Here is a 21,369-nt window from a genome sequence, read left to right as displayed (position 1 = left end):
ATCTAATATCTCTCTTCTGCTGTGTTTCACAGGCCTGCCAGCCTTCTTAATATTTGGTATAAAATATTCCGATATTAATTCCCATTCTTTGTCTTTTAAATCTGTCTCATACGCTCTTCTATTCATTTATATTCCTCAATTGCATCCAACATCATCCAGATACACTAACATATCTCTCATTTGCGGACAAGCTCTAAATGATCTCGGTTAGACGCTCAAAAAAAGTAACGGGATTTGTAATTCAAACACCTCCAAAGTTCCCTCTAGTGTATTTTTTCCACACGTTTCTAAACCTTTTCAAGTCTTTGCTCCAATAAAAATACTTCATGATAAGATAATTTTTTTTAAGAAAAGTAGAGCTTTTCGGACACACGCACGTTACTTTTACAAAAGAGGCCTTAATTTTTTTTCAGGAATTTTAAAGAATGCATACTGTTTCGACTCAGCCTGTACATAATCACTGAAACTTCCAATAAACTTTCGAACACGCCCTTGAGATTTAAACACGAAAATACTTGAAGACTACATCATCTAAAAAATCACGATCTTGGAATACGCTCATTATAGTTCCCGGATATTGAAGAAAAAAATATAGGGTTTTATATATCAAGATCGTTGGTGGGTTCATCCAAAATCAATAGATCCGGGCTCTTCGTATTTAAAAACTAAATTTTTTCATCTGCTCGAATAGTAATTTTTTTAACTCAGATTGGATAGCGTCAGGAGCTTTCTCGATTGCATTGAAAGTACTCACCACAGCAAACTGGTCCATTTTTTGCACACCTAAGAAATTAAGAAAATCTTTTTCATTTTGACAATTCTTTAATGTATTTTTAAACTTTTCCCATGGATCTTGTTTTTGATAAATTACTTCAATGTCATTGAATAATGAAGAAAAAAAGTTTCTAAGTACCTTATTATTTTGTTGCTTATTATAAAGGTATTCTTGTAAGAAACCAATTTCTTCTTGAGATAATAATGCTAAATTTTTGTTAACTACTTGCTCAACATCTTTTTTGTTCAAATTAAGCTTTGTCATATTGTCTGGATTTAGTAGATCGTTTACGGGACCTTCCATTAATTTTACTATATCTGTTTTTAATGTTTCAAGCGTTTTGGCGCAGATTCCTTGGGTAGCGCTCAAAGTTCCTACACTAAAAATGAGTATTCTAAAGATTTTCATGATCTATTTAATTTACTTCTCTATAAAATCATTATAAGTTTTAATTATTTTTATTTGATTAATTTAAAAGAAAAAAACTGATATGCTAGTCTTGCTGTGCAGCTTCAGCGTAAGGGTTGTATCAAGATTAAAAGATAATAATGAACTGGTACTTCGTTAAAATTTCTAATATACTTCGTGTAGGCGAAGGAATATTAAGGTAAAGGCAAGAAAGAAGATGAGAAGTAGGTAGTGAATTTTTTACCTTTACTTAAATTTTCTTAGTGATAACTCTTTTAAACATCTATGCCTACATAAACTATTGTATTCTATAAAAAATTTTTTAAATACATACAAAACTAGCCTCTCTATTTAAAATTAACTGAAATAAAATAATTAAATTTTATAATAATTTATATAAAGAAATAAATTGAATAGATCATGAACATTTTTAAAATATTTATTTTTAGTGTAGGTATCTTAAGTACTTCCCAAGAAATGTGCGCTACGAAGCTTGAAGAAGTAAAAGATACCATATCCGCTTTAATTACAGAATCCGCAGCTTCTTTACTGGATCCAAACAACCAAAAAAATATAGTTACCGACATTCACATCACATCTCTTCAACCAAATTTACACTCATTATCTGTGCAAGAATTGAACAAATTAAGCACTTATCTTGAGCTTAAATACAACAATTGTGTAGTGTTGGACAATATTCTCATGACAGTGTACGACTTGGCTGAAGGTTCTAAAAGTACTAGTATCAAAAATGATTTAAATAATATAAAAACAAAAAAAGATCTTAAGAAATTCCTCAGTATTGATGAAAAGGACGAAAACGATGCGCACTCAAATGACGCCGTGGAGAATATGATGAGCACCATAGACGCACTGTATTTTAACCCCAATGAAAAATTGAATTTAAAAAAATTGCTATTCGAAAAAATCAAACAATATGGAGTGTAAATTTAAAAAACCTCTTATAAACTCTCCTGGTACATAACTAAGCGGTCCCCTCTTTATTCTTATCAATACGTTGCGCTTTCTCCGCCACCTCAAGCCAAAGTGTTTCCTTATCCTGAATTTGCTCCAAGCACAGCGAAAGGGCTTGAGAGAGCGTTGCTAAATGATCCCGGTTAGACGCTGTAAGCGGTAACGGGGTTTCTCGTTGAAACACCTCCAAAGCCTCTTCCAGTATATTTTTTTTGTCCACAAGTTCCTGGATCTCTTCAAGTCCGTTCTCTAATAAAAATACTTCATGATAAGACAATTTTTCTTTTTTAAGCAAAGTCGAGCGTTTAGAGATCAAGGAAGAAGCTTTGATAGCAGGTGCCTTGACTTCTTTTGCAGGAGCTTTAAAAAATGCATGCTGTTCCGACTCAGCCTGTAAATAGTCACTGAAACTTCCAATAAACTCTCGAACACGCCCTTGAGATTCAAACACAAGAATACTGGAGACCACATCATCTAAAAAATCACGATCGTGAGATACGATTATTATAGTTCCCGGATACTGGAGTAAAAAATCTTTCAAAAAGTCTAGGGTTTCAATATCAAGATCGTTGGTGGGCTCATCCAAAATCAAGAGATCCGGGCTTTTTGCCAATAACTTCGCCAACCGTAACCGATTTCGCTCCCCTCCTGACAACACCCGAATCATGCACTGAGCCTGTTCAGGAACAAACAAAAATTCCTTTAAGTAGGCTACTACATGTCTTTGTTTTCCCTGAACATCCACATAATCTGAGCCTTGAGCGCATAAAAACCGCTTTACCGAATAAGACAATTCTTCTATAGGCTGATTTTGTTGAAATATGCTCCAGTTAAGGGTAGCAGCAGTCTTAAGTACACCCTGGCTCGGTTCCAGTTCTTTCGTAAGTACTCGAATCAGCGTGCTCTTTCCGCATCCGTTCGGTCCAATAATACCGATGCGATCTCCTTTAAGTAACCGAAAATTTAGTCCTTGAAATAATACAGTGCCTCCCGGTAATTGGTATCCTAAATCCCAGCCCTCCATAATTTGTCGCGTAAGACCCACCCCCTCTTGACGAGGAACTCCAATTTTATTAGGTTCTTTACTAAAGTTTGCTTTTTGTGTTCGAAGTGCTTTAAGGCGAGAAAGTCTTCCTTCATTTCGTCGCCGACGGGCTGTAACCCCTCGAGCAAGCCATCGGAGCTCCTGGGCTAATTTTACGTCTAAACGAGATTGAATACGAATTTGTTCCTGAAGAAAAGTTTCCTGCCATGCCTCAAATCCCTCAAATCCTACGGGCGCAGATCTTAAAGTGCCTCGATCCAGCCACAAAGTCCGCTGAGTAACATTTTTTAAAAATTTTCGATCGTGGGCCACAATAATGAATGCTTGACTGGAATTAGCGATCCAAGTCTCTAACCACTCAATTCCAATAATATCTAGATGATTGGTAGGCTCATCCAAAATAATAAGATCCGCCGGGGTAAGTAAAGTTCGGGCAATATAAGCCCGTCTCAATTCTCCTCCTGAAAGCTGAGAGAGCATTTGATCAGGATTGAGCTTTAAGGTAAAGACCAGCTCTTCTGCGCGAAACGCCAAGTAAGACTCTGCTAATACATTCTCAACAAAGCGCTTCACCGAGCATTCGGGTACACTGTGGGGGTTTTGTGCAAGATAGGCAATGGACAACCCAGGTTTGGGAATGTACATCCCGTCTTCCACATCAATTTCTTGAGCCAAAACCTTTAAGAGTGTAGATTTTCCAGACCCATTACGCCCTACCAAAGCAATTTTTTCTCCCTCATAGATGTGTACTGTCTCTTTAGAGAGAATTAATTTCTTATGAAGGTGTAAGGTCGCCTCTTTTAGACTTAAAATGTTCACAAAATATTTCCTTTAGCGATTAAACCACAATACTTATAATTTTTTGAGGGATAATAATCACACGACGCATTTCTTTTCCCTCTAAGAGTGCTTTAAATTTTGGCACCTCCAAAACCTGTTTTAATACCGCCGCTTCATCCTCTTGTACAGAGACCTCAATCGTTCCTTTTGATTTTCCATTAATTTGTACTGCTAACGTTACTGTATCCTGATGAAGGAGCGCTTCTTCATAACTGGGCCACCCTGCGGCCTTGATATCTACACCGGGATTAATATAGCTATACAATTCTTGTGCTAAATGAGGAATCACCGGCGCCATCATAGAAACAAAGGCTAACAAAGCCTCTTTTAAAGTCCAGGCTGAAGAATCATCGTATTCTTGAACCGTTTCTTGAAAGTCATGAATAGCATTGGAAAATTCTCGCAAAAGTGTAATATACTTGTTTAAATGATACCCTTGAATAGCGCGTTCAATATTATAGATACTGCGATGGGTCATTCTTCTTAAATTTTTAGAAGCCATAGAAAAAGTAGTTGGTTTTTCCAAATCTGAATTGAAGCGAGTCTTTGCCTGAGCTGCCCAAAAAATATTCCAAAATCGGTGAAGACATCGCCAACACCCCTCAATGCCTTCCGAACTCCATTCTAAATCTTTTTCTGGAGGAGTATCCGAAAGCATAAATAATCGCAATGTATCCGCACCATAGGTTTTGATCATCTGATCGATACTCACGACGTTACATTTAGATTTACTCATTTTTTCGCTGCGTCCTACCGTAACAGGGCTTCCATCACTGGCACGATAATATGCATTCCCTTCTCGTTTTTCAACTTCTTCAGGGTAAAGATAGCTTCCATCTTGGGCAGTATAGGTCTTGTGGCACACCATCCCTTGAGTAAACAAGCGCTGAAATGGTTCTTCGACATCCCAATAGCAACATGCCTTCAACGCTCTTGAGAAAAATCGTGCATATAATAGGTGTAGAATTGCGTGTTCTACACCACCGATGTAATGATCAACTGGCATCCATGTGGCTACTGCTTCTTTAGAAAAAGGTTTTTGGTCATTATGGGCGTCACAGAAACGCGCAAAATACCATGAAGATTCTACAAAAGTATCCAAGGTATCCGTTTCTCGTTCTGCCGGCCCTTTACAGGAGGGGCACAGGACATGTTTCCAAGTAGGATGGGCGCAAAGCGGATTTCCTTTTCCTTCGAATACTACATCCTCAGGTAAGATAACAGGCAAATCGTGAAGCGCTACAGGTACGATTCCACAGACTGGGCAATGAATAACAGGAATAGGTACGCCCCAATAACGTTGTCTGCTAACACACCAATCTTTTAAGCGATATACAGTTTGGCAATGTCCTAACTTTTGTTGACTTAAAGTTCGCAGTATAGTATGACGGGCTTCCGAAACTGTCATTCCGTTTAAAAATCCTGAATCTACCATCCGTCCATCGCTTTGAAAAGGAATATTTTGAGGGGAAAAGGGACGAATAACAGGAATCATCGAAAGCCCATAGCGCTGGGAAAATTCAAAATCCCGAACATCATGGGCCGGACATCCGAAAATAGCCCCAGTACCATAATGACCCTGTACATAATTCGTAATGTAAATAGGAATTTGGCTGTGCCCTAAAAATGGATGGGTTCCATAATATCCAGAAAAGACACCTTGCTTTTTTTCTAGTTCTGCGGTTCGAGTAGAAGTATCTTTAGAGTTTTGAGCCTTTAAAAATTCTTCAATTTTTGAATTTTCTTTTCTCCAGAGCAGTGCTAAAGGATGATCCACGGAAAGGGCAAAAAATGTCGTACCAAATAATAATTCTGGTGTCGTGGTAAATACTTTAAATGTAAAAGAAGTATTTAGAACCTCAAATTGAATAACAGCTCCTTGTGATTTCCCAATCCACTGTTCTTGCATACGCTTTACATGTTCTGGCCACTCTGTAAGATTTTTTAATCCGTCCAAAAGTTCCTCTGCAAAGTCGGTAATCTTAAAAAACCACTGATTTAAAAGGCGCTTTTCTACCACAGCTCCAGAGCGCCACCCTTTTCCTTGAATGACCTGCTCATTGGCCAACACCGAACAATCTACTGGATCCCAATTGACTTCTGCTTGCTTGCGATAGGCAATGCCTCGTTCATAGAATTTTAGAAATATTGCTTGTTCATGAATATAGTATTTTGGATCACAAGAAAAAATTTCTTTAGACCATTGAAGAGACAATCCTAAAGCTTGAAGTTGAGCTCGCATGGTTTCTGCGTTTCGATAAGTCCAAGTTTTTGGATTAATCTTATGTTTTAAAGCTGCAGTTTCTGCCGGAAGACCGCAGGCATCCCATCCCATAGGATGCAGTACGCTGTATCCTTTGTGTTGCCAAAATCGTGCAATAACGTCTCCCAGTGCATAATTTCTCACATGTCCCACATGTAACTGTCCAGAGGGATAGGGAAACATTTCTAAAACATACATTTTTCTTAAATTGGATGTCAGTTCAAAAGCTTGTGTTTCTTGCCAAATTTTTTGCCATTTGTGCTCACAAGATAGAGGAGAGTAACTATTAAAATGATTCATATAGAGGGTCCTTTTTTAAGGGTTATTTACTTTGAACAACATAATTACGGGCATGTAACAAAATACTACGTTTAATTTTCTGCTCTAATTCTAATGAAGTTGGGATAAGGATCCATTGCCCTTGTTTTAAAACTTGATGGAGTACAGTCACAGAAAGCCCTTCCACACGAATTTCTACAGAGGAGACAATGCACACTTTTACTTGAAGACGATGATCAGGAAGATTTTCAGGAATATACCACTGCGTTTGTAAAAATCCACGTTCTGGATTAAAAATTTCGAGAGGAAACCGAGCCAGTGCTTTTAAGGCACCGTACCATAAAGCGGAGCTTTTTTCAGAGACGTGGGGACCTTTTCCCATAAAATTCGGGGGATCAGGAAACAAAGTATTCATATTGTCATAAATATGAAGCTGGCGCTCGATGGGAAGAGAAACTTTTTCTTTTCCCTTCCATTGTACGCACCCCAAACACAGAAAAAGCGGACCACCAACGAAAAAAGTCGAAGAGCATTTCCAAGACTTTTTTTGCCACAACTTCATATTAATACAAATAAAAAAATCAATACTATGTTAGCAATTTTTCTTTTTAAGATCAAGAGAATTTAAAAAATAACAACAAGTCTTATTTTAAATCAGTAATGTAAACGCACTAGAGGCTCAATAGATCATCTTTATTTTGTTTTACGGTAGAGTAAATTAGATTCAATAGGGATAAGAATAGCGTATAAAAGCGAAAATGTCTAAAAAAGAAATCTAGTCAATATTTAAAGAAAAGCAATACAGTAAGAATACAAAGTTTTGCAATGAAAAAAATTAACACCTCAAGACTATTGAATGTGAGTAATATAGTAAATTTAGCTTAAAGAGAGGATTTGAAAACATTGGAGTAAAACCTTACATCATTCAGTACATTGAGCAATGGTACGGTTAATCCGTAGGTTCATAGTAGACCGAAAATTTTTTTATAGGATTTATAGGCGGATAAGGAAGTAAAAATATTATTTTTTAACCAACCGATTCGATAAACGTTCTCGTATTTTGTGATCTATAGAATTGAGTATTATCCATAATTAGTCCAAGTTCGAGTACTTTGATTCAACACTATTCTCCTTAATGATAAAAAAATTCATATTACAATACCCGTCATGAGTGCTATGGATTGATTTATTTACTAAGCCCTCTATAGTAGGGATTTCTACGTTTTTACTAAGCAGTGTGTCACTTCTTTTACTCCACCGTCTTTCTTTAAAAATCGCTATATCAATACCACTTTTTATCAATATAGCAAATCACTTTGAATTAGATGCAAATATGATATAATAAGAAAAAATCATTAGAAGCGTTTGAAGTACACCTAGACTAGAATATTGAAAAGTAAAATTACAGATATTAGAGCTAAATATGCAATGAGTAAAGGACATACCTAAGCAAGTATTCAAGGAGCTAGGCTTTAACGATAAAAACGTCTTTTCCTCTAGAAAACAGAGCGAGAAGAATATCTAAAAGTCATAAAAATATATAGATATAAAGTCTTGTATAGAATAATAAAAGTAGTGTTGATATGAAGAGTTGCAAAATAGGGCAAGAGATAAAAAAAGAAAAAAGCTCCTAGAGTTAAAAAGCGTAGTACATATTTCAAAAGAACCATTTTCTGGCTTACTGAATACTCAATCCATAGCATATATAATAGCGCTTCCAATACCAATCTTTTTAATCATTGGATAGACTAGTGTTGAATCAAATCCCCCAACTCTGGACAGAAATTAATTTTGGATCATACCTCATTCCATCACTATTATAGCCAACTAACGATGGAATCGTTATAATAGGAGAAAAGCAAAGCTATTTAAAGCTGTCGTATTCATTATCGTAAAGATTTAGGAATTAAGACGAAAGAAGGATAGAGCGATGAGGAAGCGGGTAGACATTTTGGAATGGGTCAGCAGACTATAGAGGGAGTACGCGTTTAGAAGCAAAATTAGTTCGCTATAAGCCAGCCCGCATAATAAACATGAACTGTGTAGAACACGATACTAAAATAGATCCTGATACCTATCAGCCAGAGTAAGCGGAGCGCTTTGGGGTTAGCGCTGTTGGCATTTTGAAAGCCCTGAAATATCTTGGGGTGCGCTATAAAAAATCCAAAGGAAGATCCAGAAAAAAGATCTGTATTCTTCCAAAAGCGTGATCAATTAAAAAGCAAAGTTAATGCACGTGGATTTTCCCACGGTATGCCAAGAACTCACGGGTATTCTCTAAAAGGGAAGCGTTATTACAGAAAATAGGATTGGGATTCCAAAAGTAAAATAAATGTGCAGAACAAATACTATAAGCGCTTTAATGAGCTCTACTTTAGGAGCCATTAGATTACTTACGAATTCTGTCAATACAGCGGTATTGATTTATTAGGTAAAGGAAATGTTCCTAACGAACAGACCAGAAAATCGTGGTAGTGTCCTGAATAATGCTGCTTTACATCAAGGTAAAGCTGTTGGGAAAATGATTAAGAATTTTGGTCATATTTTACCTACTTCCTTATTCTCCTGGCCTTAATCCCATTGAGAAACAATGGGCTCACGCTAAACAGATAAGACGTTCTACATATTGTTTAATTGACGCACTGTGTTCTACATATTGTTTAATTGACGCACTGTTCTTTATAACTGTGCGGTAATTAGTCGGCTATACAAGACAAAAGCATTCATTGAATCGCTTAGTTTTGAGCTAATTTTTTTACTGCCATATTCGCTCGACTTAACCCCCATTAAGAAATTCTGTGCTCCTATGAAACAAGGGCTTAACTGTACTATTACTCAATGTAATGAATGACATCAGATCTTACCTTATTTTAATTTTTTTTAACTCTCATCTTTAAGCTAAATTATTTATTATAACAGTACACATTAGATGTAGTTCGGTCGTAACTAAATCTCATAAGTAAACGATTTAGTCATAATAATGAAAACTTTACCATATATTTTTTTTGGTAAAAAGATGACATAATGAGGAATCTTTTTATAAACATTTCAGTTTGTATACCTCTTGCTCCATTCCTTTTAGCCGGACAATGGTATCGTGTTTGTTCAAGGTAGGAATACTACTATATTATGCTGATTTTGCCTTTGCGATTTTTTCCATCCAGCCTACCCTTAGATATCGCCCCCATATTCAAGATTGGAAGCTCCATCAAGACAGTCCATTTTTAGTAGAGCTTCAAGAGGGGGGGTATGATGATACCCATCATATTCTTAAAGTTTCGGGTCTGTGTACCGTACGTAAAGGAAATATTCAATTAGAATGTAAAAATTTAGTCTACGATCAGGCTAAAAGCAAAGTCTTTGTATGGAAAGCACACTTAAAAGATAGTTCAGGAGATCGTATTTTTTTTGAAAAAGGAGTACTAAATCCTACGTTAACTACCGGGACTTTGAACGATGTGCGTATGTTAACCTATCTTAGAGAACGCATAACAGCTAGAAAAATTATTAAATCTTCTGAAGAAAAGATTAGAGGTGAGCACATTTCCTATACACCCTGTTATGCATGTAAAGATAAATTAGAAACACCTCTATGGTCACTCCATAGTTCCATCGTAGAACAAAATCAACAAACATCAGAAACGGAATATACCGATACTACATTAAAACTTAAAGGGATACCTCTGCTCTATATTCCCTATTTTTACCTGCCAACACGCCCCCGAAGTGGTATATTAGCGCCCTACATGGGCGCAAATGTTGGCGCAGGATTTTATACTGGACTTCCTTATTATTATCGAATTAATCCACATCAAGACCTAAAAATTACACCATTCTATATGACAAAAGGGGGTGGCATGTTAGCATCTGATTATCGGAGACGCTTTTTCCAAGGAGAGCTTCGGGTAAGCGGTGCAGCAAATTCCGCTCCAAAACAGCAAACAGTAGACCATCAAGCTTTTCGAGGCTATGGTGCTCTGGACTTAGAGACACATTTCTCTCCTTATTGGAGATTTTTTATGCATGAATACAGTGTGTCAGACCGAACATTTTTTACAACGCGTCCCTTTTTTGGGTTCACCAGCGCACCTTACTTGGAGTCTAAAAGTGGGGTTGAAGGATTTTATCCAAAACATTGGGTTTCTTTACGCACCTTACGCTATCAAAACCTTTCTCTCGATGATGTAACTCAGGGATCTTGCGCAGTAGCGCCTGAATTAAAATATTGCTATAAAAGTGAGTTATTTCATAAAAGACTAGCAACGGATATTGAGATAGGAAGCGTATCCTTATATCGAAAAGAAGGAACCCAAATGCAGCGGGCCAGTTTAGACACTATGCTCGAAACCCACTACCTCACCCCCCAAGGCGTGCAGTTTCATGGGTCTGCCCGTTTAGGGCAAGCAGTATACAGTGCACAGCTTCGTTCTTTCGCTTTAAGAGAATCTCCTATTTATACTCCCTTTGAACCCGTGTACGTGAGGCCTGAACACGCAAATGTTTCTTATCCTGTTCCCATAAATACCCATTATTATCGCGTATTTCCAGAGGCAGAAGGAAGCGCTCGATATCCTTTTATCCTGGGATGGCGATGGATCATTACCCCTATTATTCAGGGAGTCGCCGCACCGAGTGGCATAAATTCTTGGCGTATTCCCAATCAAGATAGTGAAAACGCTCAATTTCACGACGGTAATTTATTGGCACATAGCCGATTTCCGGGACTAGATCGCGTGGATGACGGAAGCCGTATCAACTATGCAGTACAGATTCAAGGTAAAGTCAATAATACTCAACATATTGAAGGGTACATAGGACAACGCTACTCTATCACAAAGCCTGCTTTGGAACTAGGCTCTGTAGGAATTCCAAAAGGGTTTTCTGATGTGGTGGGAAGAGTGAGCTGGAATGGGCCCTGGGCAAAACTACTGTATCGATTTAGAGCCCAAGTGCCTCAATTGCGCTCCCAAGTTCATATGGTGGGAGGCACTGTAGGTACTCCTGTTTTAGAATGTTCTGGAAGCTATGTATTCGTTGCAATAGATCTCAAAGAGCGAGCTCCTTTTTACAGAACTCTAGCACATCAAGCAACACTTCAAATTAAAACCAATCTTTTGACCCGACATTGGCATGTACGCGCTTTTATAACACAAAATTTCAAAAAAAATAGCGTATATATTCCGGAATTTTATACGCACCAGCGCCGTTTTAATCGTCCACTCAATCAAGGGGTTGGACTTGGGTACGAAAATGAGTGCTTTTTATTGGATCTCTTTGTTCAATATAGTCGGTATAGAATGGCCGCCGATCTTCGCCCAGGTATTTCTTTTGGAATTAGTATCAATTTTAAACAATTGGGACAAATTCGTACCAAAAAACAACTCTTTTCTCGTAATCCTGACGCAAGACAAGCGGATAGGCCTCCTCTTTCTCCTGTCTCTGGAATAGAGGCATTTTTCCCCATGTAAACCTTAATGATTAATTAATCTAGAAAGTAAGAAAAGATAAAATCAAAAATGCTCTTTAAACCGAACAGTACAATGGAAGTTATAGTAATTTAGCTTGAAGATCGAATTAGATTTGTTACAATTGTTAAAAAATGGAAAAAAAGCAATACAAGCTGAACTTAAAAGAAAGAGGAATAAAAACATAAACTTAGACAATGATCAAAAGATGAGCACAACAATAATTACGGTGAGTAAAAGTAGCATAAGTAGAAAAGTGTATGCGGTAGGGAAAATAAAAAATCATCCCGCAAAAAAACATGATTAGAAAGCTAAAAAAAAATAGATCTAAATCAGCTAAAAATATTATGTTGAAAATAATAAAGCTAAACCATGAGCAGAGATCGCTAGACTATTGATGTCTATAGTACTGATACCAAAACCTTTCCTCTGGGAAGCCTTGTGAATACATAACCATCAAGAAACAATCAATGATATAGCGCCTGAAAGTCTTGTTAGAGTGTCGCTAGAATAATCCATCCATAGGTTTTAATAGTTCTTGCAATAAAGATTTTTTTAATGATTGGGGAGAACAATGTTCAATCAAAGCGCTAAAATCCGGACAAGAGGTAATTTTAGATCATGCCTAATTCTATCAATCACAAAAGACAAGAACGCTCATCACATCTGTTGACTAAACAATAATGTTTTTACTCCCTTATTCATCTGATCTAAATTCTATCGAGAAATGCTCGTCTACTATGAAACGGTGAATTGACCGTACGATTACTCAATGTCCTGCATGATAAGAGGCCTTACTTCAATTTTTTGAAATCCTATTTTCACGTTAAATTACTATAGGTTACTTTTGCCCATCAGGACTTCTCTCGGTGTCATACAGCTTAGGTGCTGTGAATTACTCTAAGAGTTATAGTAAATCATCTCGTATTAGGTTCGAAAAATGAGTAAATTATCTCTTCAGATTATTGAGAAAATTCTGTAATCCTATTCTGAATCCATGATTTCACATTACTCTAAAATTTTTCTATAGGATTGAGATTGGGTAAATAAGAAAGTAAAAATATTAGTATGCAGCCGAAAAATTGAATGAGCACTCTTATCTTTTTTGATGTATGGAATGAAGCACGATCCATAATCAGGCCGGGTTTTAGCGCTTTGATTCAGCTCTCTTCTTCACAATGATTAAAAAAATTTGTATTATAAAACTTGTTAAAGTCCATGGGTACTATAAATTGATTCTTCACTAATGCAGCTACGATTATGGCTTCTAATGTTTACCACTCTTTTTAGAAGCCAGTTTATCTTTTTCCCTAGCCTCTATCTTTGCAAACCACCATGTCCACACCACTTTCAGCAATATACACAAGACTGTGCTTCTGTATATCTTTTATCTCGCTTTTTTTGCTTTGCTTCCCCAGAGCAAAAGGATTGTTTATTGCTAAATCTTAGAGAGTGTAGTCACACAATAAATTGTTTTGAAATGGAAAAATAGGAAAAAATTTCTTGAAAAAGCCCATCATCACCATGATATTTCGGATGAATGTTTGGAGCTTTTTGGCTCCTCATCTTCCAAGGCGAGAGGGGCTTTACAGTAATCTGACCAAAGAAAACCAAAATTTTATCAATATGGTTTTTGGAGTGTGTGAACAGAGTCTTGGTTGCGTGATGGTCCGCCCAATTATAGCGAATAGAGCAACGCTTATCGCCAATTTATTCGCTGGAGAGACAAGAAAATCTGGAAAAAATTGCTTACAAAACGCATTATTTATCCTGATTAAAGTGCATCTTCAGACGGAGAAAAGCGAGAAATAAGCCGTGCAAAAAGGAGCTCAACACTACAATACACCTGGTCTTGAACGGCCCTTGTTATGTCAGCGCGAATGAGTGTCACAGAAGAACTTAAAAAAGCATCGAAGGCCTAAATACGGGATGTTTTTTAGCTGAAAATGCCTACGATAGCACCAATATTGTGAATTAAGCGGCTAAAATAGTATTATTTTTCCCGCTTTTAGAGAAATTTCGACAACCACCTCTGCTAAACGTCCAAAACCTACAAAGAGTTTTTAGGACACTAGTCTAAGCGCCCAGTACGCACTCCATCATGCCATATTAACCTTATTTCTTGTCCTGAATTTATAGAAATCGCCGATGTAAGAAGAGTTCCTGACGGTGTTTGTGTCAACGTAAACCCTCGTGCTAATGTTTTTTTGTAAGAAGAGGCGCTTAATCGATGCACCATCCAGGTTAATGTTTCTCTTTTTTGTTTAAACTGAGTATGAAAAGCATGAATTAGTCTTTCTTTCCATGCCGAAAGTTGAGTTTCTGCCCATCGATTATCTCCCCATTTTTGATGAATTTTTGCCTCTAATCTGAAAAATTCAGTACATTTTTTTTCAAACTCTCTTCTAACCCCATAACACAACTTATCCCAGATATCGTCTAAAGTTTGCATTAATGGTTCTTCAGGATAGCGCTCGAATGCGCCCCATCGTTGCATAATATGCTGATATTTTACAGTACATAATTCGAAACATGCTTCACTATTATTTTGAATGCGCTGACTTAAGCTCCACAATCGCTTTCTCAATTCTTGACGATGAGGTAGCACCAGTTCCATGGCGGCGGTGGGGGTAGGAGCCCGTAAATCTGCTGCATAATCGATTAAGGTAGTGTCTGTTTCATGACCAATGGCACTAACTGTGGGAATAGAACTTGCAGCGACTCCTCGAACTAGCGCTTCACATTGAAAGCCCCAGAGATCTTCCATACTTCCACCGCCTCGCGCAATGATTAAAATGTCTGGTTGTTGGGAAGCTGGCAGAGTATGGAAAAACTTTAATCCTTGCAGTACATCGTCAGCCACACGATTACCCTGAACCTGAATAGGAAATAAGGTAATACGACAAGGCCAACGGGCCTGACATCGATCCAGCATATCTTGAATCACTGCACCGGTAGGAGATGTCAAAATTCCTAAATGAGAGGGAAACAAAGGTAAAGGGCGTTTTTGATTAAATATTCCTTCCCCCTGAAGCTTAGCTTTGAGGCGTTCTAATTGTTCCCACAAAACTCCTTTTCCTTGTTCCCACAAGTGGGATACTAAAATTTGATATTTAGAGCGTGCACCATAAACACTCACCCGTCCTTGACACAGTACTTGCATCCCATCTTTTAGTGGAACTTTTAAAGCTGTTCCTCGCCAACACACACCATCAATAACATTTTGTCCATCTTTCAAAGAAAAGTAATGATGACCCGAAACATGACATTTATATCCAGAAATTTCTCCTTGAACCGTGACCTGTGCAAAGTAGGCATCTAGAGTATTTTTGAGTTGGTTGGATAACTCAGTGACTGTTAGTACTGCGGAAGCTTTCATAATTACATGTTAAAAAAAATGTATGGACTCAAATATACCAAAAGTAGCGCTTGAAACCAAGAAAATTCAGAAAAAGTTTCCGAATTTCTAAAATAAAAAGATGGCCTGAATTCAACAAGCGTTAGGGCCACCTCATGCAAAATTTTGAATTAAACGTCTTAGATAGCAAACGATCACCTTGTTTAGCCAACTTGCGCAATCGCTTAATATAATAAATCATATTGCATTAGATGCAAAAAAGAATTGTTTTAAAGCATTGTAGGGATGCGAAAACTCAGTGATTTTATTTTTAGAGACCATCTAAAAGATTAGGCTAGTCTTTTAATAAGAGAAAAGGAGTGAGTACTCATGCAATATTTTTCAGCTGACTTAATGAGTACTGTTTCATAATCTTTAGATAGTCTCCTAAAGTGATTTAGACAGGAAGAAGTGTGTTCTACTCCTGTCTTTTAGCTAAGAACCTATCTTCACCATTTAAATAAACCGTAATACGCAGTGAGGATAAAATTTATAAATAGATAAAGATGGTATATCTAAGGGATTTAACTAACAAACAATGAGAATGAATAAAAGATCATATTTATAGTAAATTATATAGTATTAGGTTCGGAAAATAAGCGGATTATAGCGTCATAGTATTGAGCAAATTTTGTAATTTTATTTTTAACGAATCGTTTTATATTAGTCCAGAATTTCTCAATGGGCTTTATTTCGGGGGCGAATATAGCGGTGAGGAAACGAGTCCGCAGCCCATCGATTCAATCACTGCTTTTGTCTTATAAGCGTTATAGAATGAGGATTAAAAAAAGTTGTATTGCAAGACCTGTTAAACATTCTAGGTGCTATGAATTTATTCTTCACTAATCTCACTATACTATCGTTTTTTTTGTAATATTACCACGTTTTTACCAACTAGTGTTGACTTCTCTTACACAATCTTTGTTTTTTCAAATCTTCTCTCTATACCACTCTTGTCCCTCTATATAAGAATTTTAGGCACTATACCGTTGCTTGTTGTGTGATATTTATTTTTTTATAAGCATCCCCCAAAGGTAAACGTTTTTTACCGCTAAAGCTTAATTTTTAAGCCTTCTATAGACAGAAATAATGCCTACCTTATCTCTACTCATATTTTAGCTTTGTTATTTTCAGTATACACTTTTACCTGATTTGGAGCGCGGGTTTCTTTTCTGCCTAATCGTGCTTTAGGCTTGATGACTTTTTCTTTTTTGCACGGTATCCACCCTCTACTTAGGCTACTTTGACCCACCATACCTATTTTTGCGCGTGTTTTTAATCATGATCTAAGTTTATGTGTTCATGGATAAAAGGAGGGAGTATAGGGAAGCTTGGAGGCAATAAGAACATGTGATCCAAGGGATTTAACAGATCGTAAATAAGCGCTCATTAAGGATCATTTTGAATGGGGCAAGTATGGTAATAGAAGTAAACACGAGAAAAAAGAATTTCTTAATGGAGTAGTTTATATAATAAAGAGCGGCTTCCCATAGCGAATGCTTCCTAAAGATTTTTCGCCATACTCCATCACTCCAGCCCCCCCCTATTTTTCTGAACCGCTTGATTGATTGTCCTGGCACATGAGCTTGTTCAGAGCTATATGCCTGATTATTGCAATACCCTGGGAAGTATTTTTCTTTCGTATTTTCCTTTGATCCTCCCAAATGACCTATCTATTACCCAATGTAAGGCCTAATGACCTCTAATATATGAGAGCATTGTTTCAAGAGTGACCTCTAAAGAAGATACATACTACTACATTTCACTAGAAAACTTGCCTTTTATCTTACAAGCCGATTCTATCCGCGCAATGCTTTTAATAGAAAGCCCATTAGGAGTATTTAAGATGAGTCATTTACTATCCTGACTTACCGAGCATTTTCTAACTTCAATCCTAGCGTGCCCCTTATCATAATTTGAGCAATATTTAATCTTTTCTAATGGTGCTTTTTCAAAATGTCGCGTCACATCATCTAAAAGATTTTTCTGATTAGCTTTGAGAGAGAATAGATAATGTCCTCCTTTACCCATGATTTTATCTGCAATTTTATTTTGACATCCCATGGCATCTATAGAGAGAATCGATCCTTTACTATCCAGCCAATCCAATATTTTCGGTATTACTGTGAGCGCGTTGCTTTTATTCATTCCCTTGGCCTAGCCTCTACAGCAAAAGCGCGTATCCTATGTAACATCTCCGCCATCATAACTGCGCCTTAGTGCCTTTCCATCGATTGCTATACCATTGCAGGACTATAGGCTTCTAAAGAACTTTGGAAATATATCGTCACGGGGTATGCCGTTCTTATAGGGCAGATGACTCCTGAGATCTATTTTTAACTTCCAAAAATCTTTAACATCTTTCCATCCCTCAGCCCCGCATAGCGCTGCGCACAAAGCCTCTAAGAATACCTCAGACATCTCATGCACTCTATTCCTACTGGACCTAGGATCTTTTAGGGGGTTAAAATAATCTAAAATCCTTCTTCTACTTTTTTCATGAACCTTACCTTAAATGGTTCACCAGCCAAGGCATTTTCTTATTATTTTTCTTTTTTCAAATATTTATTGTTATAAGGGGGCCCTGCTATACTGCAGCATATGCTTTGGTTATAATAAACTTTAGTATTCTCATTATCTTTAATAAATAACTTTGTATTTGCATAGTATTTTACTTTTATACGCTAAAAGTTTTCTAGCGTGGTAATTTCTTTTATTATATTGATTACCCCATCTAGTTACTGTATTCTGAGGCACCTCAAACACTTCTGCTGATTCTGTTTGCTTAAGTAAGGTATTATTTTTTCTTATATCGGTACTCTGTGGGCCTGTGGCTCCTCCTTTATCTTATTATGTTTATACACCTAATTTTTGATGGTTTACTACATATTAGAAATTCCTGAAACTCAAAACATTCAAGTGGCTATTCCTACAAAAAAGAGAGTAAAGTAAACTATTTTTACGACAAGAATTTGTATAAAGTTTCAAACCTCATTAAAAATCTGTTTCTGCGTCTTAAGCTATAGATAATCATAGCCACACGATACACCAAAGACAACCCTTTCTTCTTTTCAGAAGCTCAAATCCGCTACTTTGTTATTTGGCTCACTCTCTTATAATGGTACTATTTGAGATTATTTTTACTAAATATTTCTATTTCCTGGTATTTTCTTTTGGGTTTAGGTTACAATTTAAATTTTTTCTCATAGTATTTTTTTATGTTTCATGCACCACATGTACTTTGTCATCGCCGCATATCCAAAACTTTGGGTTCCTACTTTCTTTATATAATACAGTAATTATCTTTCTAAAAATTTTACTATGGCGGCCAAATATTAGCACCCCATTCTAGGTAATTGAGCACAGGTTTAAAAAATGTCTTATTGGGCCAATAACACCAAAGGATGTTCAATATAGTATTGAAATTTTCGTATAAATTGTGCTGCCAATACGCCATCTACTGCTCTATGATCTGCAGAAAGTGTGACATTCATAACTTTTGCAATGGTGAGTTGTTGTTGATCCACCACAGGCTTTTCTAATGTAGCACTTGTGGCTAAAATACCCACTTGGGGAGGATTGATGATGGCTTGAAAATCTTCAATCTGAAACATTCCAAGATTTGAAACAGTAAAGGTTCCATTCTGATATTCTTTTGGGGCTAATCTACCAGAGCGTGCTCGATCCACCAATTCTCTTACCCTATTTGCCAGCGTAAATAGTGATTGTTCTGAAGCATTTTCGATAACGGGTGTAATCAGTCCCTTTTCCAAAGAAACTGCAAAAGCAAGACTTACCTTTTCAAACTGATGGATTCCCTCAGACGATACATGGGCATTCATTCCAGGGAAAGCCCTTAACGCAAGAGCAGTGGCTTTTAAGATAAAATCATTCACCGAAACTCTTGCTTCTGGATGCGTACGATTCAGCTCTTTGCGCACATTCCATAGCGAATCCATGCGGCACGAAATTGTCATATAAAAATGAGGAATTTCTTGTTTGGATTGGGTTAAGCGTTGAGCAATCACGCCACGCATTCCAGTAAACGGAATCTTAATATTCCCTGGTTCAGAGATGAGATCATCCTGATTAGCTGAAATTAAACAGGAGGGAGAAGGGCTTGTGGAGGGTTCTGGAATGTTACGGCGCACATTTTGATTCAGCACTCTTTCTACATCTGCCTTCACAATACGTCCACCGGGTCCGGTTCCCGTACAAGTATTAAGATCTACGCCATGCAAGCCAGCAATCTTCTTAGCTAAGGGAGACGAAGGCCGAGACACTGAGGCCGTCTCTGTGGAAAAAAGCTGTGCTTTATCCGATACTGAGGCTAGCGTACTGGGTTTATTTTGAGCAAGATTTTCTGAATCTTTAATAGGACATAAAGTATCCACCAACATTTTCAAATCTTGTAGAGTGTCTTCTGGCTCTTTAAAAATTGCCAAGGGTGTCCCTACAGGAACACTCTTTGATCCATCGGGAAGAAAAATGTAAAACAATTCTCCAGAATCTGTAGCTTCAAAATCTATGATGGCTTTATCGGTTTCAATGGCCAGTAACGTATCGCCGTTTTCGATTAGATCTCCTAAAGTTTTTTCCCATTTAACAATATCTCCCTGTAGCATAGTAGGGGACAAAGCAGGCATTTTAAACACGATAGACATAGACACTCCTTTTTTAATGAATTAAAATTACACCGTGCAGGTCTTTTTACTCCATCCCTTTACAAATAGCTTTTGCTGCCTCCACAATCTCTTGTACCTGAGGAAAGCACAATGCCTCCAAATTTTTAGCATAAGGAAGGGGAATGTCTCTTCCACTAAGCCGTATAGGAGGAGCATCTAATGCATCAAAAGCAAGCTCTACCCCTAAGGCTATAATTTCACTTCCTACACCACACAAAGGCCATCCCTCTTCTACCACTAAACACCGATGGGTTTTTTGAAGGCTAGCCTGTAAAGATTCTGTATCTATGGGTCTCAAGCTACACAAATCTAAAACTTCTGCCGAAATTCCCAAATCTAAAAGGGCATTTGCTGCCTGTAAACACACTTTTACCATAAAGGAAAAACAAACAATAGTAATGTCTTTTCCTTCTTTACGAATTTTTGCTTTTCCTAAAGGCCAAGGTTCTATCGTGTCTCCTACGGGGAAAGACTCGCCATACAGCAGCTCATGTTCCAAGAATATTACCGGATTATCATCGCGAATTGCAGCTTTAAGTAAGCCTTTAGCGCTTTCTGAATCGTAAGGAGCCAGAACCTTAAGACCAGGACAATGAGCATACCAACTGGCATAACACTGAGAATGCTGAGCTCCCACACCCGAAGCACGTCCATTAGGACCTCGAAATACAATAGGGCAGCGTATTTCCCCGCCAGACATATATAGTGTTTTTGCTGCAGAATTTATAATGTGATCAATAGCTTGCATAGAAAAGTTAAAACTCATAAATTCTACAATCGGACGCAATCCCGCATACGCTGCTCCCACCGCAAGTCCTGAAAAGCCATATTCAGAAATAGGGCTATCTACCACGCGTTTCGCGCCAAACATTTCTCCTAGCCCTTTCGTCACTTTGTAGGCGCCTTGATACTGATCTACTTCCTCACCCAACAAAAACACACTGGGATCACGCTCTAACTCTTCTTTAAGTGCTTGACGAAGCGCTTCTCTGACGGTAATCATGGATTAAACATAAGAAAATTATCTATGAATGTGCCATAGTTATCGCTTCAGGTCAAGCAGTTGACATAAAGAAGCTTGATATGTCTTAAGTCTTACTATATTTTGAGTGCTCATTTAGAAACAGTCACGCAAACCGTTTGTTTACCCTATGGAGGATTATTTTAGTGAAAGCTAGTGAAATAAACGCTTTGGCTGATTCAGTAGACCTCTTATAATCTTTGGATAGCCTCCTAA

Annotated in this window: 14 protein-coding genes; 4 read left to right on the top strand and 10 right to left on the bottom strand. The window is 37.4% G+C overall.

Features of this window, described 5'->3' with window-relative positions:
* Positions 1-658: 658 nt before the first annotated feature.
* Positions 659-1,183 carry a hypothetical protein gene (locus tag HCUR_RS03310; protein ID WP_104206733.1) on the bottom strand — a complete coding sequence of 175 codons (525 nt, stop codon included), beginning with the start codon at positions 1,181-1,183 and terminating at the stop codon, positions 659-661.
* Positions 1,184-1,603: 420 nt separating this feature from the next.
* On the opposite strand from HCUR_RS03310, the gene HCUR_RS03305 reads away from it, so the two are divergent.
* Positions 1,604-2,131: a hypothetical protein gene (locus HCUR_RS03305; protein WP_104206732.1), complete on the top strand. Its 528-nt coding sequence runs from the start codon at positions 1,604-1,606 to the stop codon at positions 2,129-2,131.
* Positions 2,132-2,168: 37 nt separating this feature from the next.
* On the opposite strand, the gene HCUR_RS03300 is transcribed toward HCUR_RS03305, so the two are convergent.
* Genes HCUR_RS03300 through HCUR_RS03290 form a run of 3 tightly spaced genes read right to left on the bottom strand, consistent with a single transcriptional unit; the run spans position 2,169 to position 7,147 of the window.
* Positions 2,169-4,022 (bottom strand): ABC-F family ATP-binding cassette domain-containing protein, encoded by a 1,854-nt coding sequence (locus HCUR_RS03300; RefSeq protein ID WP_104206731.1) that lies wholly within the window; start codon positions 4,020-4,022, stop codon positions 2,169-2,171.
* Positions 4,023-4,041: 19 nt separating this feature from the next.
* Positions 4,042-6,606 (bottom strand): leucine--tRNA ligase, encoded by a 2,565-nt coding sequence (leuS, locus tag HCUR_RS03295; RefSeq protein WP_104206730.1) that lies wholly within the window; start codon positions 6,604-6,606, stop codon positions 4,042-4,044.
* A gap of 22 nt (positions 6,607-6,628) precedes the next feature.
* On the bottom strand, positions 6,629-7,147 hold the full coding sequence (locus HCUR_RS03290) for a DUF3576 domain-containing protein (RefSeq protein WP_104206729.1): 519 nt from the start codon (positions 7,145-7,147) through the stop codon (positions 6,629-6,631).
* A gap of 1,580 nt (positions 7,148-8,727) precedes the next feature.
* On the opposite strand from HCUR_RS03290, the gene HCUR_RS09105 reads away from it, so the two are divergent.
* Complete coding sequence (locus HCUR_RS09105) at positions 8,728-8,892, top strand: hypothetical protein (protein ID WP_207760898.1); 165 nt, start codon at positions 8,728-8,730, stop codon at positions 8,890-8,892.
* A gap of 794 nt (positions 8,893-9,686) precedes the next feature.
* Positions 9,687-12,053, top strand: coding sequence for an LPS-assembly protein LptD (locus tag HCUR_RS03280; RefSeq protein ID WP_207760897.1), 2,367 nt, complete (start codon positions 9,687-9,689; stop codon positions 12,051-12,053).
* A gap of 1,010 nt (positions 12,054-13,063) precedes the next feature.
* On the opposite strand, the gene HCUR_RS10150 is transcribed toward HCUR_RS03280, so the two are convergent.
* Positions 13,064-13,183 carry a transposase gene (locus tag HCUR_RS10150; protein WP_104206725.1) on the bottom strand — a complete coding sequence of 40 codons (120 nt, stop codon included), beginning with the start codon at positions 13,181-13,183 and terminating at the stop codon, positions 13,064-13,066.
* A gap of 370 nt (positions 13,184-13,553) precedes the next feature.
* On the opposite strand from HCUR_RS10150, the gene HCUR_RS03265 reads away from it, so the two are divergent.
* Positions 13,554-13,862: a hypothetical protein gene (locus HCUR_RS03265; protein WP_129591879.1), complete on the top strand. Its 309-nt coding sequence runs from the start codon at positions 13,554-13,556 to the stop codon at positions 13,860-13,862.
* A 259-nt stretch (positions 13,863-14,121) separates the two neighbouring features.
* Here the strand turns inward: HCUR_RS03265 and xseA are convergent, their stop codons facing one another.
* From xseA to HCUR_RS03240, 5 genes are all read right to left on the bottom strand, one after another.
* On the bottom strand, positions 14,122-15,429 hold the full coding sequence (xseA, locus tag HCUR_RS03260) for an exodeoxyribonuclease VII large subunit (RefSeq protein ID WP_104206723.1): 1,308 nt from the start codon (positions 15,427-15,429) through the stop codon (positions 14,122-14,124).
* A 1,869-nt stretch (positions 15,430-17,298) separates the two neighbouring features.
* Positions 17,299-17,595 carry an ISAs1 family transposase gene (locus HCUR_RS03255; protein WP_104206722.1) on the bottom strand — a complete coding sequence of 99 codons (297 nt, stop codon included), beginning with the start codon at positions 17,593-17,595 and terminating at the stop codon, positions 17,299-17,301.
* 105 nt (positions 17,596-17,700) lie between these two features.
* Positions 17,701-17,928, bottom strand: coding sequence for a transposase family protein (locus tag HCUR_RS10145; protein ID WP_104206721.1), 228 nt, complete (start codon positions 17,926-17,928; stop codon positions 17,701-17,703).
* 899 nt (positions 17,929-18,827) lie between these two features.
* Positions 18,828-20,111, bottom strand: a complete 1,284-nt coding sequence (locus HCUR_RS03245; protein ID WP_104206720.1) for a dihydrolipoamide acetyltransferase family protein — start codon at positions 20,109-20,111, stop codon at positions 18,828-18,830.
* A 46-nt stretch (positions 20,112-20,157) separates the two neighbouring features.
* On the bottom strand, positions 20,158-21,135 hold the full coding sequence (locus HCUR_RS03240; RefSeq protein ID WP_104206719.1) for a pyruvate dehydrogenase complex E1 component subunit beta: 978 nt from the start codon (positions 21,133-21,135) through the stop codon (positions 20,158-20,160).
* Positions 21,136-21,369: the final 234 nt, after the last annotated feature.

Source organism: Holospora curviuscula (genome assembly GCF_002930195.1).
Classification (GTDB): domain Bacteria; phylum Pseudomonadota; class Alphaproteobacteria; order Holosporales; family Holosporaceae; genus Holospora; species Holospora curviuscula.
The sequence above is the reverse complement of the archived record's forward strand: the minus strand, read 5'-3'. Positions and strand labels throughout refer to the sequence as shown.

What these genes read in the sequence shown, in the direction of transcription:
- HCUR_RS03310 (WP_104206733.1), bottom strand. Translation starts at nt 1,183, where the DNA reads ATGAAAATCTTTAGAATACTCATTTTTAGTGTAGGAACTTTGAGCGCT.
- HCUR_RS03305 (WP_104206732.1), top strand. Translation starts at nt 1,604, where the DNA reads ATGAACATTTTTAAAATATTTATTTTTAGTGTAGGTATCTTAAGTACT.
- leuS (WP_104206730.1), bottom strand. Translation starts at nt 6,606, where the DNA reads ATGAATCATTTTAATAGTTACTCTCCTCTATCTTGTGAGCACAAATGG.
- HCUR_RS03290 (WP_104206729.1), bottom strand. Translation starts at nt 7,147, where the DNA reads ATGAAGTTGTGGCAAAAAAAGTCTTGGAAATGCTCTTCGACTTTTTTC.
- HCUR_RS10150 (WP_104206725.1), bottom strand. Translation starts at nt 13,183, where the DNA reads ATGGATCGTGCTTCATTCCATACATCAAAAAAGATAAGAGTGCTCATT.
- xseA (WP_104206723.1), bottom strand. Translation starts at nt 15,429, where the DNA reads ATGAAAGCTTCCGCAGTACTAACAGTCACTGAGTTATCCAACCAACTC.
- HCUR_RS03255 (WP_104206722.1), bottom strand. Translation starts at nt 17,595, where the DNA reads ATGAATAAAAGCAACGCGCTCACAGTAATACCGAAAATATTGGATTGG.
- HCUR_RS03245 (WP_104206720.1), bottom strand. Translation starts at nt 20,111, where the DNA reads ATGTCTATCGTGTTTAAAATGCCTGCTTTGTCCCCTACTATGCTACAG.
- HCUR_RS03240 (WP_104206719.1), bottom strand. Translation starts at nt 21,135, where the DNA reads ATGATTACCGTCAGAGAAGCGCTTCGTCAAGCACTTAAAGAAGAGTTA.